The organism is Kitasatospora atroaurantiaca (assembly GCF_007828955.1).
Taxonomy (GTDB): Bacteria; Actinomycetota; Actinomycetes; order Streptomycetales; family Streptomycetaceae; genus Kitasatospora; species Kitasatospora atroaurantiaca.
The window spans coordinates 4,163,703-4,178,101 of record NZ_VIVR01000001.1 but is presented as its reverse complement, the minus strand read 5'-3'; the positions used below and the strand labels follow the sequence as shown (position 1 = coordinate 4,178,101).

The following is a 14,399-nucleotide window of genomic DNA, read 5'->3' as shown; positions in this document are numbered from 1 at the left end:
ATCTGTCTTGTTCGCAACGCGGACAGGAAGATCAGAAGTAAAACTCTGGTCCCGTGGAGCAGTTGGTTAGCTCGCCACCCTGTCAAGGTGGAGGTCGCGGGTTCAAGTCCCGTCGGGATCGCAGTAGGTGAGAGGCCCGGAGCCGTCAGGTTCCGGGCCTCTTTCGTCTGCCTTCGCATCACTGAGTGGGCGTCAGCTTCTACCCCACCCTAGGTCTAGACCACAAGATAACGATCCTGTGATGGTCGTCACTTATCTTTTCTTGAGACCGGACACTCCGGACGCCCCATCAGAGGGCCATAATTTAATATATAAAATTGTACATGCATTTCTCACTAATTCCCCCCACCCACACCAGCCCCAATAGGAATCATTGATTCCGGGCACGCCGAAGGGGCCGCACTCCCGACCCGGCGGAGTCAGGGATACGGCCCCTTCTGGAAAAGCTTCAGCGAGGCCCTCAGGCCTCGGTACGCTGCGCCGGAATGCCGGCCAGCAGAGCGCGCACCTCCGCCTCGCGGTACCGGCGGTGGCCGCCGAGAGTGCGGATGGACGTGAGCTTGCCCGCCTTGGCCCAGCGAGTGACCGTCTTCGGGTCCACGCGGAACATGGTGGCGACCTCTGCCGGCGTCAGCAGGGGCTCAGCGTCAGGGGTACGAGCGGTCATGAGCGGCCTCCTCGGGAGAACCGAACCAGGGCGGTTCTATCCTTCAAATTCTGCACCTTGGCCCGCGATGCCCGAAATGGCATAGGCGGACCGAGTCGGTTATAGGACGAACGGCTTGTCCTGGTGTCTACAACTACACCATTCGTCCAGCCCCATCGGCCAAACCGCCAAAATTGACCCCTGACGGGTTCAAGCGCGACGGATGGCCATGGACCGCCCCATAGCGGACAGTCATCAAACGGTGACAATCGGTTATGGGGGGACCAGACCCTTTGTTTCCCCGCAAAGTACGCACCACCGTCAGATCCACCCAAAAGTGGACACACCTGAGTGAACTTGGGCTGGTTGTCCCATTTTTGCACATAGGGGTAAGTTCGCGTCAACGGTGAGTAGTGTCACGTTCGAGGGGTATTGACCCGAACCGGGACCTTGGTCCCCGGCTCTGGCCCGAAGTACCCGATCATCCTTACGCATCCCACTGACACCGGCCCCCACCTGCACTGATCGCCCGTCAGCTGGCGTTCCGCAGGGCGAACACCTTCCGCCAGCGCGCGGTCACCGCCTCGTACGCCGGGGCCGCACCCACCCCGTCCCCGGAGCGGAGCGCTCCGATCCCGGCCTCGATCTCCTCGACCGAGTCCTCCGCTGCCAGCCGCTCGGGGCCGAGCAGGTGCACCAGACCCCCGTAGTCGAGCTCCACCAGCGACCTCGGGTGGAACTCCTCCAGCCAGCGGCCCACCTCTTCCACGCCCTGCACCAGCGTCCCGGTCGGCGCGCTCCCGCGCAGCACCCGGAAGCCGCGCGCCACCCGCCGCCGGGCCTGCGCCATCGGCGTCAGGTAGAAGAGCGCGGCCGGCACCCGGCTGCCCTCGGGACCGGCCGGGACGAAGCAGCGGTCCTCCGCCCCGAAGGGCAGGAACCAGCGCACCGGCACCTCCCACCGGCTGGTCAGGATCCACGGCCGGGCATCGGGGTGCACCGCCTGCCAGCGCTCCTGGTCGGCCAGCGCCGCCGCCCGTACGGCCGGCGGCAGCACCGTGTCCAGCAGCGCCACCGGCAGCGACACACGCAGCTCGTCCAGCGCCTGCCAGCTGCGCAGCCGGGTCGCCCACGGGCAGACGTACGTCACGCCGTCGACCACCCGGACGAAGGCCCGCTCGCTCTCCCGCTCGGGCAGCGTCCGCGGCGTCCGGCCGAGCAGCTCCGCCAGCGCCTCCCGCTGCTCCTCCAGCGCCGCCGGAGCGACGGTCTGCTCCGGGGCGCTGGCGTCCGGGCCGTGCGCGGCGGCGTACGCCTGCCAGCGGGCCCGCTCGGGCTCGGGGTAGGCGGCCAGTGGCTCGTAGACCCGCAGGTGGGCGGCATAGGGCGGGAGCACCGAAGTGCGCACGGCGGTCACGCTCTGCATCGTCGCACGACGCACCGGCCCACCGGGAGAGGGCGGCAAGCCTCCGGCGGTCAGGGGCCGTCGGGCCAACCCCCGGGGGGTGCTGGGAACTGCGCGAGGCGGGAGGCTGCGGGCGGTTTCCCGCCGATCTCGCGCAGTTCCCCGCGCCCCCGGGATGCCCGAGCCTGATCGGTGGCCCACCTGCCGACGGAGCCCCGAAGCCGACGTTCGATCGTTGCCCGGAGGGGCAGATCGGGGGCCTGCCCCGGGGCTAGGCTTCCATCAGGCGCCCACACCACAGCAGTGGGCCAGAGTTACTGGAGTCACCACAGTGACCGACGTACAGACCGCGTCCGCGACGCACCCCGCACCCGGCGTGCTGAGCAGGATCTTCCGCACCGAGCAGGACGGCGTCCCCGGCGACGGGCACGAGCAGGTGGTGCTCTGCCACGACCGGAGCTCCGGCCTGAAGGCGATCATCGCCATCCACTCCACCGCGCTGGGCCCCGCCCTCGGCGGTACCCGCTTCTTCCAGTACGCCACCGAGGAGGAGGCCCTGGAGGACGCGCTGCGCCTGTCGCGCGGCATGAGCTACAAGAACGCCCTCGCCGGGCTCGACCTCGGCGGCGGCAAGGCCGTCATCATCGGCGACCCGAACAAGGACAAGAACGAGGCGATGCTCCGCGCCTACGGCCGCTTCGTCGAGTCGCTGCGCGGCCGCTACATCACCGCCTGCGACGTGGGCACCTACGTCCAGGACATGGACGTCATCGCACGCGAGACCGAGTTCGTGACCGGCCGCTCGCCCGAGAACGGCGGCGCCGGCGACTCCTCGATCCTGACCGCCTTCGGCGTGTTCCAGGGCATGCGCGCCTCCGCCCAGGCCCGCTGGGGCCAGCCCACGCTGCGCGGCAAGCGGGTCGGCGTCGCGGGCGTCGGCAAGGTCGGCCACTACCTGGTGAGCCACCTGGTCGCCGACGGCGCCACGGTCGTCATCACGGACGTCTCCGAGGCGGCCGTGAACCGCGTGCGGGCCGCCCACCCCGAGGTCGAGGTGGTGGCCGACACCGCCGCGCTGCTGCAGGCCTCGCTGGACGTCTACGCCCCCTGCGCCCTGGGCGGCGCGCTGGACGACCACACGGTGGGTGCGCTCGGCGCGGCCGGCACCTCGGTGGTCTGCGGCGCGGCCAACAACCAGCTGGCCCACCCGGGCGTCGAGAAGGACCTGGCCGACCGCGGCATCCTGTACGCGCCCGACTACCTGGTGAACTCCGGCGGCGTGATCCAGGTCGCGGACGAGATCGAGGGCTTCAACTTCGAGCGCGCCAAGAACAAGGCCACCAAGATCTTCGACACCACCCTGGAGATCTTCACCCGGGCCACCGCCGACGGCGTTCCCCCGGCCGTCGCGGCCGACCGCCTCGCCGAGAAGCGGATGCGGGAGATCAGCGCTCTGCGCACGATCCTGCTCCCGGGCGCCCGCCGGGGCTGAGCCTGCCCAAGCCGAAGGGCGCGCCCGGAGGCGAGTGATGCGAGGGGGGCGAGCGCCCTGCGGCGCTCGCCCCCCTCGCATCACAATGTGGAACCGGATTCTCACTTGGTAGCCCGATCGGGCGATCCTGAGCCCCCCGCCGGGGGATAATCGGTGCCGGAACGACGGACCAGGGCAGGCTACGGACAGCCTGCGAAAGCCCGAAAATCCTCTCGTGACCTGGAAAGACCTGGTTTCGGGGGGCGACAGTGCGCGCCACGTCACACCGGCGACGTACCGTTCGGCGGCGGAAACAGGTACCGTTAATGCTCCAAGGGACGGTTCTCCCACTACGGGCAGGCCGCTCCTGAACATGAACACGTGTCAGACTCGGGGCCGTGAGCCCCATCGTTGAGGGGGTCGACCCATGGGGCGCGGCCGGGCCAAGGCCAAGCAGACGAAGGTCGCCCGCGAGCTGAAGTACAACAGCGGCGGCTTCGACGCTAACCGTCTGTCCAGCGAGCTGGGCGTATCGCCCTCTACCGCTTCGATCAAGCCTGAGCCGATCGAAGAAGAGGACGACGATCCTTACGCGGCGTATGCCGACTACTACGCCGACGAGGACGACGACGCGGAGGCGGACGCGGGCACCAGCCAGTCCCGCCGTCGCGCGTAAGAGCCTGACCTGACCGGCTTGGCGCTCCACGGAGCGCCAAGCCGGTTTTCGGCGTTCCCGCGTAACCACCTGCGAAATTTCGTAGGTGGTCAATGAAGAAGGGGCCCACGAGGGGCCCCTTCATCCGTGCCGGGAGCGTCAGAGCTCGAAGCCCTCGTACGCGTTGTAGAGCGCCGCGCCGCCGTCGTGCTCGTCCGTGCGGTCCACGATGTCACCGAGCAGCCAGGCCTCGACGCCGCGGTCCTCCAGGACCGACAGCACCACGTCGACCGACTCCGGCGGCACCACGGCCACCATGCCGACGCCCATGTTCAGGGTCTTCTCGATCTCCAGGGTGGCCATCTTGCCGACCTGGGCGACGGTCTGGAAGACCGGCAGCGGCGTCCAGGTGCCGCGGTCCAGGCGGGCGTGCAGCCCGGCCGGGATGACCCGGGCCAGGTTGGCCGCCAGGCCGCCGCCCGTGACGTGCGAGAAGGCGTGGATCTCGGTGGCGCGGGTGAGCGCCAGGCAGTCCAGCGAGTAGATCCTGGTGGGCTCGAGCAGCTCCTCGCCCAGCGTCCGGCCGAACTCCTCGACCTGGCGGTCCAGCGACCAGCCGGCCTGGTTCAGCAGCACGTGGCGGACCAGCGAGTAGCCGTTGGAGTGCAGACCCGAGGCGGCCATGGCGATGACGACGTCACCGGCCCGGACCCGCTCGGCGCCCAGCAGCGCGTCGGCCTCGACCACGCCGGTACCGGCGCCCGCGACGTCGTACTCGTCCGCGCCCAGCAGACCCGGGTGCTCGGCGGTCTCGCCACCGACCAGGGCGCAGCCGGCCAGCGTGCAGCCCTCGGCGATGCCCTTGACGATCGCGGCGACCCGCTCGGGGACGACCTTGCCGACGCAGATGTAGTCGGTCATGAAGAGCGGTTCTGCGCCGCAGACCACCAGGTCGTCGACGACCATGCCGACCAGGTCGTGGCCGATGGTGTCGTGCTTGTCCATGGCCTGGGCGATGGCGACCTTCGTCCCGACCCCGTCGGTGGCGGAGGCCAGCAGCGGACGCTCGTAACGCTTGAAGGCGGAGGCGTCGAAGAGCCCGGCGAAGCCGCCCAGGCCGCCGACCACCTCGGGCCGGTTCGTCTTGCGCACCCACTGCTTCATGAGCTCGACGGCGCGGTCGCCGGCCTCGATGTCGACACCTGCGGCGGCGTAGGTGGCGCCGCTGCTCTCGTTGCTGGTCACTTGCTGCGGCCCTCTCGGGTCAGTGGGGGTGGGAAAACTTGTGCACTCACAGGAACCACAGCAGGGGCGCGGGGAACTGCGCGACCAGGGCACGACGTGCGTGCACGGTTGATCGCGCAGTTGCCCGCGCCCCTGCTGTGGTTGCCCATGTGCCTACGGGCGCCTGAGCGCGTCGGCCGCGCCGTGTCCGCCGAGCAGGGACTGGACGCCGTCCAGGTCGGAGGTCGGCTTGCCGCGTACGGCCGGCTTCTGCTGGCCGCCCGCGATCTCGGCCTCCAGGAGCAGCTTCCCGAGCAGTGCCGGGTCCGGCAGCTCCATCGGGTAGACGCCGTCGAAGCAGGCCCGGCAGAGGTTGTCCTTGGGCTGCGCGGTGGCCTCGATCATGCCTTCGAGCGAGATGTACGCCAGCGAGTCCGCGCCGAGCGTGCGGCCGATCTCCTCGACGGTCATGCCGTTGGCGATCAGCTCCGCGCGGGTGGCGAAGTCGATGCCGAAGAAGCACGGCCACTTGACCGGCGGCGAGGAGATACGGATGTGCACCTCGGCGGCGCCCGCCTCGCGGAGCATCCTGACCAGTGCCCGCTGGGTGTTGCCGCGGACGATCGAGTCGTCCACGACCACCAGGCGCTTGCCCGCGATGACTTCCTTGAGCGGGTTGAGCTTGAGCCGGATGCCGAGCTGGCGGATGGTCTGGCTGGGCTGGATGAAGGTGCGCCCGACGTAGGCGTTCTTCACCAGGCCGGAGCCGTACGGGATGCCGCTGGCCTCGGCGTAGCCGATCGCGGCGGGGGTGCCGGACTCCGGGGTCGCTATCACCAGGTCGGCCTCGACGGGGGCCTCCTTCGCCAGGCGGCGGCCCATCTCCACGCGGGAGAGGTGCACGTTGCGGCCGGCGATGGAGGTGTCGGGGCGGGCCAGGTAGACGTACTCGAAGACGCAGCCCTTGGGCTTGGACTCGGCGAAGCGGGAACTCCGCATGCCGTTCTCGTCGATGGCGATCAGCTCGCCCGGCTCCACCTCGCGGATGAAGCTGGCGCCGCAGATGTCGAGCGCAGCCGTCTCGGAGGCGACCACCCAGCCGCGCTCCAGCCGGCCGAGCACCAGCGGGCGGATGCCCTGCGGGTCGCGGGCGGCGTAGAGGGTGTGCTCGTCCATGAAGACCAGCGAGAACGCGCCCTTGACCTTGGGCAGGATCTCCTTGGCCGTCTCCTCGATGGAGAGGTCCGGGTAGCCCGCGAGCAGGGCGGTCACCAGGTCGGTGTCGTTGGTGGCAGCCGTGCGGCCGGAGCGCGAGACGTGCTCCTCGCCGGGCAGCTTGGCGACCATCTCCGCCAGTTCGGCGGTGTTCACCAGGTTTCCGTTGTGGCCGAGGGCCAGGGAACCGTGAACGGTCGCCCGGAAGGTCGGCTGGGCGTTCTCCCAGACCGACGAACCGGTGGTCGAGTAGCGGGCATGTCCGACGGCGATATGCCCGTGCAAGGACCCCAGGGAGGCCTCGTCGAAGACCTGGGAGACAAGCCCCATGTCCTTGAAGACGAGAATCTGGGAGCCGTTGCTCACTGCGATGCCCGCGGATTCCTGTCCGCGGTGCTGCAGGGCATAGAGGCCGAAGTACGTGAGCTTTGCGACCTCCTCGCCGGGAGCCCAGACACCGAAGACGCCGCAAGCGTCCTGGGGGCCTTTCTCGCCGGGAAGAAGATCGTGGTTAAGTCTTCCGTCTCCACGTGGCACGTCTTCGAGTCTAGGGCAGTTCCGTACGGCTTCCCGAACAGGGGAGCCCGGGGCAATTGGCCGATCCGATAGCAACGCGCGTAGACAAAACCCCTTACCGAGGGCGCATTTCCGGCGCAACAATTCGTTGAAGCGGCGTACGGCCTTGTCTTACGCGCCCTGGCGGATATCCGAGGCCTGACGGGCCGTCGAAACACCCCCCGCCGACGTGATGCTGCTCACCCGGCGGGCAGCATCAGCTCCCAGGCGCCCGCGTGCACCGTCCAGGTCCTGGCCCGGACCGGGCCGACCGGGCAGCCGTCCGCTTCGTACCCGAAGCCCCGGCCGGCCACGGTGAGACTGCCGGCCCGCACCCGGAGCGGCGCGCCGTCCGTGCGGAGCACCAGCTCCATGACGCCCTGGCCGGAGTGCACGGTGATCTGGAGCAGCCGGACCGGGTGGTGGACGTCCACCAGCAGTTGGCCGTCCGCCTCGATCCGGAGCTGCTGGGGTTCCTCGGAGACGTACGCCCTCCCCTGGTCGGCCGCAGCCAGTTTCGCCCATAGCGAACGCCAACCACCCGTACGGCCGACTCGGTGGCCCCGGATCCGCACCCCGCCGAGAACCACCCCGCCACCGTCGTCGACCAGCAGGTCGAGCTTGCGCGAGGTGCCGTGGATGACCGCCCGCGCGGCGGCGACGGGCTCGCCCGGCACCCCGAGGGCGCGGGCCGTGGCCACGGTCGCCGGCCGGCCCACCGGGACCACGCCCACCGGGTCCGCGCCCAGCTCACGGTGCCGGTGCAGGGCCTGCAGCACCCTTTGGAGGGCGAGATCGGAACCGATCACGACCGGGCGGCGGCGGCCGCGGTGCGCAAGCACCCGGTCCAGTTCGGACGGGCTCTCGGGCAGCGCCACCTTGACGTCAGCGCCCCCGCAGAGGACGTCCTTGGCGATCCGGACCGACTCACCGTCGGCCTGCCGGGCCGCCGGGTCGAGAAGAACGAGGAGCGGGTCGGGCCCACCTGGATCAACGGCACGGGATTCGGGCGTGGACAGGGACGACACGACCGGTCCTTCCTCAGGTAATCTCTCGGTGCAAGAGCCCCTTGCGCTATTGCGCCAGGGGCTTCGTCTATCTCGGGGCAGACTGCGGCCTACGCAGGATGCCCCAACCGGAAGGGGTGTACGCCTGTGCCGGCACTCGTGCTCGTTGGCGCTCAGTGGGGGGACGAGGGCAAGGGGAAGGCGACCGACCTCCTCGGTGGCTCCGTCGACTACGTCGTCCGCTACCAGGGCGGCAACAACGCCGGTCACACGGTGGTCATCGGCGACCAGAAGTATGCCCTGCATCTGCTGCCTTCCGGCATCCTCAGCCCGAATGTGACACCGGTCATCGGCAACGGTGTCGTGATCGACCCGGGCGTCCTGCTCTCCGAGCTGAACGGCCTGAACGAGCGCGGCATCGACACCTCGAAGCTGCTGATCTCGGGCAACGCCCACCTGATCACGCCGTACCACCGGACCCTGGACAAGGTCACCGAGCGCTTCCTCGGAAAGCGCCGGATCGGCACCACCGGCCGCGGTATCGGCCCGACCTACGCGGACAAGATCAACCGTGTCGGCATCCGGGTGCAGGACCTCTTCGACGAATCGATCCTGCAGCAGAAGGTCGAAGCGGCCCTCCACGACAAGAACCAGCTGCTGGTCAAGCTCTACAACCGCCGGGCCATCCCCAGCGACCTGGTCGTCCAGGAGTACCTCGGCTACGCGGAGAAGATCCGCCCCTTCCTCGCCGACACCACTCTCGTCCTCGACGAGGCGCTGAAGGCCAACAAGGTCGTGCTGCTCGAGGGCGGCCAGGGCACCCTGCTGGACGTCGACCACGGCACGTACCCCTTCGTGACCTCGTCCAACCCGACGGCCGGCGGCGCCTGCACCGGTGCGGGCATCGGCCCGACCAAGATCGACCGGGTCATCGGCATCCTGAAGGCGTACACCACCCGCGTCGGCTCGGGCCCGTTCCCGACCGAGCTGCTGGACGCCGACGGCGACGCGCTGCGCCGGATCGGCGGCGAGCGCGGTGTCACCACCGGCCGTGACCGCCGCTGCGGCTGGTTCGACGCGGTGATCGCGCGCTACGCGACCCGGGTCAACGGCCTGACCGACTTCTTCCTCACCAAGCTGGACGTGCTGACCGGCTGGGAGCAGATCCCGGTCTGCGTCGCGTACGAGATCGACGGCCGCCGGGTCGACGAGCTCCCGTACAACCAGTCCGACTTCCACCACGCCAAGCCGATCTACGAGACGCTGCCGGGCTGGAACGAGGACATCAGCAAGGCCCAGACCTTCGCCGACCTGCCGAAGAACGCGCAGGCCTACGTGAAGGCGCTGGAGGAGATGTCGGGCGCCCCGATCTCCGCGATCGGCGTCGGCCCGGGCCGGACCGAGACGATCCAGATCAACCCGTTCATCTGAGTTCCGCCGAAGTGGAAGGCCTCGCACCCTCGGTGCGGGGCCTTCCACGTTCGTGGCGTGCCGCCGTGTCGCGGCACAGCGCCGGCCGGACTGCGGACGGGGTCAGGCCCGGATGGCGAGGAGGACCAGCTCGCGGACTTCCTGCCAGCGCTCCAGCAGATCGGCGCGCTGGTGCAGGGTCGCGGAGACGTGCTGCATGCCGAAGAAGGCCGACACGATGGTGCGCGCGGCGGCCGCCGGGTCCACCCCGGCGCGCAGCTCGCCCTGGTCCGCCGCCTCGGTCAGCAGTGCGGTGAGCAGGTCGATCCAGCCGACGTACGGCGTCGGCAGCGGCAGGCCGATCAGATTGCTCTCGATCTGCAGCCGGGCGCCGGCCTGGACCACGGCGTCATGGGCGAAGGCCTCGGCCGCGCCGTCCACCATGGTGAGCACGGTGTCGAACGGCCCCAGCTTCCGGGCCCGGGCAGCCTCCAGCAGCGCGGGCCAGCGGGTGTAGTGCTCCTCGACGACGGCGAGGGCCAGCACGTCCTTGCTGGGGAAGTGGAAGTAGACCGCCCCCTTGGTCATCCCGGCGGCGGTGGCCACGTCCTGGACGGATGTGCCGTGGAAGCCCCTCGTCGCGAAGAGCTCGGCGGCGCTGTGCAGGACGAGTTCCCGGGTGCGGTGCGCGCGGTCCTGTCGGAGGTCCGGGCTTCGACGTGCGCTGGGGGGCTTGCTGGCCCAACCAGCGAGCTTCGGCTGTTCTTCCACGCTGATGCGCCTCTCGGGTGGTGCTGTGCGGTGCTGTTGGGGGCACTGCGAGGGTCTCGCACGTTGGCCGTTGCAATATACATCCCGGTAGGTATATTTTTGCTGAGCGCTGACGGTGATCCACAAAGTCACCGGGATGCGACGGAGAGTCGTCGGCCGGGGAACCGTCTCAGAAGCCGGATGACCGACGACTCCGTAGGGACGGCCGCTGATTCCGCAGGCCGATCACCGCTTCCGCGCCACGGGCGATCCGCCCGCGCGGCACATCGCCGGCCACTCCGCGCCCCAGGCTCGGGTGCGCACACCGGCGCGCGTTCAGCATTCTGCTCGGAATATTCTGCCCGGCGCCCGATCCATGTGCGGCAAGAGCCGCCGCCACCGGGGCCGGTCTCGACACTCGATGGATTCCCGGGGGAGGGACTCGTCATGTCCATAGCCATGCCTGCTGCCACGCCTCTTGCCACGTCCACCACCGCTCCTGCGGCCCTGGCCACGCCCGTCGCAGCGCCGCCGCGGCCATCTGACCATTCGTCACAGCACCGCGCACTCCGGTTCGACACCAGAGTGCCCCGCGCCGGCGTCCACAAATCGGCTGCGGGCGAAGTCCTGCTGACCGACGCCCTGAGACTGGGCGCCGACCGCTTCGCGATCGCGGCCATTTGGCCCCGCAACCACCTGCTGAGCCACCGGCCCGAGGCCCGGACGAGCGATCCGCTGCTGCTGGTCGAGACGGCACGTCAGGCGGCCATCTACCTTTCCCACAGCTTTTTTGATGTTCCGCCAGGCTTTCCGTTCGTCATGCAGGACCTCGACTTCGCGATCGACACACCGGAGTTGCCCGGCGGCGGGCGAGCGCCACTGCCCGTCATGCTGGACGCCACGTGCGTCCGCACCATCACCGGGCAGCGCTGCCGGTTCGCATTGGAGGCGGTGCTGATCGTCGACGGCCGCCGGTGCGGCCGGATCGGGGTCCGCTGGGAGGTCCTGACACCCACGCGGTACGACGCGCTCCGGCGCCGGGCGGCCGCGTCGGCCGGGGCGGGCGGAGGCGTACCTGCGACAGGCATGCCCGGCGAGCCGCTCGCACCGTCGCGCTTCGGCCATCGGAAGGAGCGGGACGTCCTGCTTGCCGCGGACCCCGCCCTCCCGGTGGGCAGTTGGCGGCTTCGGCTGGACCAGAGCCACCCCGTGATCTTCGACCATGCCTCGGACCACATCCCCGGGACGGCGCTGTTGGAAGCCTTCCGTCAGGCGGGCGTGCTGAGCGCTCCGGGGTGGACCCTCGCCGGGGCCCGGGTGGCCTTCCACTCCTTCGGCGAACTGACCCCGGCAGTGACCGTCACGGCCCGGTCCGATGGACGCTTCGTCGAGGTCGGCGCGGTGCAGGGCGGCCGAACGCTGGCCTCGGCCGTTCTCCTCGGGGGCAACCGGTGCTGACGGACACTCGGCCGCTGGTGGAGCTGGCAGCGCGGTCCGCCGAGCAGGTGAACAGACAGCACCGGCTCACGCCCGAACTCGCCACCGCACTGACCGCGGCCGGATTCGCCCGCCATTTCGTCCCCGCGAGGTGGGGCGGCACGGCAGGGACCTTCGGAGCACTGGCCGAGACGACGGCCGAGGTGGGCGAGGCCTGCGCCTCCACCGCGTGGTGCGCCGCGCTGTACGCGGCTCACGGCCGCCTCGCCGCATACCTGCCCGAGCAGGCGCAGTACGAACTGTGGGGCGCCACACCGAACGTACGCATCGCAGCCGCCGTACTACCGGCCGCCGGCCAGGCGGACGCAGCCCCCGGCGGCTGGCGGATCGGCGGGCGCTGGTCCTGCGCGAGCGGGGTCGACCATGCGGACTGGGTCCTGCTGGCCGCCCGGACCCAAGGCAAGGCAGGCACGGCAGGCACGGCGGAGCAACGGATCTTCGCCGTGCCGAGAGCCGAAGTCGCCGTCCTCGACACCTGGCGCAACCTGGGCCTGCAGGGAACCGGCAGCAACAGCGTGGTACTCGACGGCACCTTCGTCCCCGCGCACCGCTCGTTCACCCTGGCGGACCTCGCCACGGTCGAGCCGGGCGCGGCCCGCTGCCACGCGGTGCCGTACCAGCTGGTGGCAGCACTGCAGTTCGCGGCGCCGATGCTGGGCGCGGCCCGTGGCGCGCTCCGGGCCTGGACGGCGGCGACGGCCGTGAAGCGACGGGTCGACGGCCGGCCGGCCCGGGAGGCCGGCTCGGTACAGGTGGTGCTCGGCCGCGCGTCGGCCGAGATCCACGCGGCCGGGCTGCTGCTCTCGCACTCCGCCCGGCGAGCGGACGAGGCACAGGCCACCCCGCTGGTCGTGGCCGAGAACCAGCGCGACCTCGCGGCTGCCGCCGACCTCTGCGCCGACGCGGTGACCCGGCTGGTCCGCGCGGGCGGAGCCCGGGGGCAGGGCGAGCAGGACCCCGTACAGCGCCGGTGGCGGGACGTCACCGCCGCAGCCGGGCATCCCGCACTGGACTTCGAAGCCGCAGCGGCCGCCCATGCCCGGGAGGGCTTCGCGCTCGCAGACGGGTGGGCGGCGTGACGACGCGCGGCACCAAGGCGAGCGCGGAGGCCGGGGCGGGGCAGGTCGGCGCGGGTGGTCTGCGGCCCGGCGGGACGGCGGCGTTCTTCGACGTCGACGAGACGCTCCTCACCACCAAGAGCATGGCGGCCTTCTGGGACCACTGGGCGCCCACCCGGCGAGGGGAGTTGGAAGCGCTACTGGCCGGGGGGCTGCCCCGCACCGAACGCAACCGCGCGTACTACCGGCTGTTCGCCGGAGTCCGGCCGCAGCAGCTGCAGCGGGCGGGTGCCGAGTGGTACGACGCGTACCGGCGCGGGCCACGGGCGTTCGTACCGGCCACCGTCGACGCGCTCCGGCGCCACCAGCGGGCGGGCCACGGGATCGTGCTGGTCTCGGGCTCCTGCCATGCGCTGCTCGACCCGCTCGGCGAGGAGCTGGGGGCCGACCTGGTCCTCTGCACCGAGCAGGAGATCGCTGCCGACGGGCTGTTCACGGGAGAGGTGGCGGAACCGATGATCGGGCAGGCGAAGGCCGAGGCGGTGCTCCGCACGATCGCGGCACGCGAGCTGGTCGCGGCGGACTGCCACGCGTACGGGGACGACGTCAGCGATCTGCCCATGCTCCGTGTCGTCGGGCAGGCGGTGGCGGTGGGCGGCCGACGGGAACTGGCCGAGGAGGCACACCGGCTGGGCTGGCGGATGCTGCCGGCGGCCTGATGATTCCGACGGGTCCGGGATGGCCGCCGACACCTTCCGCAGGACCGTTCCTCACTGGCGCGGTAGCCGTGTTGACGAAACATGACAGAACATACCTTCCCGGGGGTATCTTACTGACGGGGCGTCGGATGCCTCGGAGAGGGAGCTGGGTGATCAGTCATGCAGGACAGGGCGAGGCGGACTCGAGAGCACGTACTCCAGGCAGCCATGGAGGAGTTCTCGGCCCACGGCTACGTCAACACGACGATGAACGCGGTGGCGGCCCGGATCGGGATGACCAAAGGAGCCCTGTACGGGCACTTCGCCTCGAAGGAGGAGCTGACGGCCGCGATCATCCGCCAGGGGGACACCACCTGGCAGCGCATCCAGGCCGAGTGCAGCCCCTCGGGCACGCCCCCGCTGCCGGCCCTTCAGGCCGTCGTGACCGCGCTGGCCAGGGCGCTGCGCGAGGACATCCGGATCAAGGCGGCGTACCGCCTGATGGCGGACGGCGCACCTGGCGGGGGTTCCGCGCAGGGGTTCTTCCCCGACGTCCAGCGGCACGTGGCCGGGCTGGTCCGACGGGCGCAGGACGCGGGCACGATCTCCTCGGACAACCCGCCCGGCGAGACGGCCCGACTGCTGCTCGCCGTCGTGCTCGGCACCCATTCGGCGGCCCTGCTGCCGCCGGGCATCGGCTTCGCCCTCGGCATCGAGAGCGCCTGGGGGATGCTGTCGGACGCACTCACGGCATCGAAGTCGACCTGAGCGCGATCCGGTGACGGACAGAGAACTGTCCGCAGAAAAA

At 70.4% G+C, this 14,399-nt stretch carries 13 protein-coding genes and 1 tRNA gene; 8 read left to right on the top strand and 6 right to left on the bottom strand.

The window, feature by feature from the left end:
* Positions 1-47: 47 nt before the first annotated feature.
* Positions 48-121, top strand: a tRNA-Asp gene (locus FB465_RS19215).
* A 339-nt stretch (positions 122-460) separates the two neighbouring features.
* On the opposite strand, the gene bldC is transcribed toward FB465_RS19215, so the two are convergent.
* Both bldC and FB465_RS19205 read right to left on the bottom strand, forming a co-directional pair.
* Positions 461-667: a developmental transcriptional regulator BldC gene (gene bldC, locus FB465_RS19210; protein ID WP_014137253.1), complete on the bottom strand. Its 207-nt coding sequence runs from the start codon at positions 665-667 to the stop codon at positions 461-463.
* A gap of 511 nt (positions 668-1,178) precedes the next feature.
* Positions 1,179-2,063: a DUF8083 family protein gene (locus FB465_RS19205; RefSeq protein ID WP_484140825.1), complete on the bottom strand. Its 885-nt coding sequence runs from the start codon at positions 2,061-2,063 to the stop codon at positions 1,179-1,181.
* Between the two features lie 319 nt (positions 2,064-2,382).
* Here FB465_RS19205 and FB465_RS19200 point away from each other — a divergent pair, with 319 nt between their 5' ends.
* Positions 2,383-3,543: a Glu/Leu/Phe/Val dehydrogenase dimerization domain-containing protein gene (locus tag FB465_RS19200; protein ID WP_145792260.1), complete on the top strand. Its 1,161-nt coding sequence runs from the start codon at positions 2,383-2,385 to the stop codon at positions 3,541-3,543.
* A 406-nt stretch (positions 3,544-3,949) separates the two neighbouring features.
* Entirely contained in the window at positions 3,950-4,198 is a 249-nt protein-coding gene (locus FB465_RS19195; protein WP_145792258.1) for a DUF3073 domain-containing protein, read from the top strand.
* 138 nt (positions 4,199-4,336) lie between these two features.
* On the opposite strand, the gene purM is transcribed toward FB465_RS19195, so the two are convergent.
* From purM to FB465_RS19180, 3 genes are all read right to left on the bottom strand, one after another.
* On the bottom strand, positions 4,337-5,422 hold the full coding sequence (purM, locus tag FB465_RS19190) for a phosphoribosylformylglycinamidine cyclo-ligase (protein ID WP_145792256.1): 1,086 nt from the start codon (positions 5,420-5,422) through the stop codon (positions 4,337-4,339).
* 153 nt (positions 5,423-5,575) lie between these two features.
* Positions 5,576-7,153: an amidophosphoribosyltransferase gene (purF, locus tag FB465_RS19185; protein ID WP_145792254.1), complete on the bottom strand. Its 1,578-nt coding sequence runs from the start codon at positions 7,151-7,153 to the stop codon at positions 5,576-5,578.
* Between the two features lie 218 nt (positions 7,154-7,371).
* Positions 7,372-8,199, bottom strand: coding sequence for an acylglycerol kinase family protein (locus tag FB465_RS19180; protein ID WP_246192728.1), 828 nt, complete (start codon positions 8,197-8,199; stop codon positions 7,372-7,374).
* 126 nt (positions 8,200-8,325) lie between these two features.
* Here FB465_RS19180 and FB465_RS19175 point away from each other — a divergent pair, with 126 nt between their 5' ends.
* Complete coding sequence (locus tag FB465_RS19175; protein WP_145792253.1) at positions 8,326-9,609, top strand: adenylosuccinate synthase; 1,284 nt, start codon at positions 8,326-8,328, stop codon at positions 9,607-9,609.
* Between the two features lie 102 nt (positions 9,610-9,711).
* On the opposite strand, the gene FB465_RS19170 is transcribed toward FB465_RS19175, so the two are convergent.
* Positions 9,712-10,359 carry a ScbR family autoregulator-binding transcription factor gene (locus tag FB465_RS19170; protein ID WP_246192727.1) on the bottom strand — a complete coding sequence of 216 codons (648 nt, stop codon included), beginning with the start codon at positions 10,357-10,359 and terminating at the stop codon, positions 9,712-9,714.
* A 426-nt stretch (positions 10,360-10,785) separates the two neighbouring features.
* On the opposite strand from FB465_RS19170, the gene FB465_RS19165 reads away from it, so the two are divergent.
* From FB465_RS19165 to FB465_RS19150, 4 genes are all read left to right on the top strand, one after another.
* Positions 10,786-11,796, top strand: a complete 1,011-nt coding sequence (locus tag FB465_RS19165) for a ScbA/BarX family gamma-butyrolactone biosynthesis protein (RefSeq protein ID WP_170290639.1) — start codon at positions 10,786-10,788, stop codon at positions 11,794-11,796.
* Positions 11,790-12,914, top strand: coding sequence for an acyl-CoA dehydrogenase family protein (locus tag FB465_RS19160; RefSeq protein ID WP_145792250.1), 1,125 nt, complete (start codon positions 11,790-11,792; stop codon positions 12,912-12,914). Before FB465_RS19165 ends, FB465_RS19160 begins: the two co-directional genes overlap by 7 nt.
* Complete coding sequence (locus tag FB465_RS19155; protein WP_246192726.1) at positions 12,911-13,612, top strand: HAD family hydrolase; 702 nt, start codon at positions 12,911-12,913, stop codon at positions 13,610-13,612. Before FB465_RS19160 ends, FB465_RS19155 begins: the two co-directional genes overlap by 4 nt.
* 207 nt (positions 13,613-13,819) lie before the next feature.
* Positions 13,820-14,359 carry a TetR/AcrR family transcriptional regulator gene (locus FB465_RS19150; RefSeq protein WP_170290638.1) on the top strand — a complete coding sequence of 180 codons (540 nt, stop codon included), beginning with the start codon at positions 13,820-13,822 and terminating at the stop codon, positions 14,357-14,359.
* Positions 14,360-14,399 lie beyond the last annotated feature (40 nt).

What these genes read in the sequence shown, in the direction of transcription:
- FB465_RS19150 (WP_170290638.1), top strand. Translation starts at nt 13,820, where the DNA reads ATGGAGGAGTTCTCGGCCCACGGCTACGTCAACACGACGATGAACGCG.
- FB465_RS19195 (WP_145792258.1), top strand. Translation starts at nt 3,950, where the DNA reads ATGGGGCGCGGCCGGGCCAAGGCCAAGCAGACGAAGGTCGCCCGCGAG.
- FB465_RS19165 (WP_170290639.1), top strand. Translation starts at nt 10,786, where the DNA reads ATGTCCATAGCCATGCCTGCTGCCACGCCTCTTGCCACGTCCACCACC.
- bldC (WP_014137253.1), bottom strand. Translation starts at nt 667, where the DNA reads ATGACCGCTCGTACCCCTGACGCTGAGCCCCTGCTGACGCCGGCAGAG.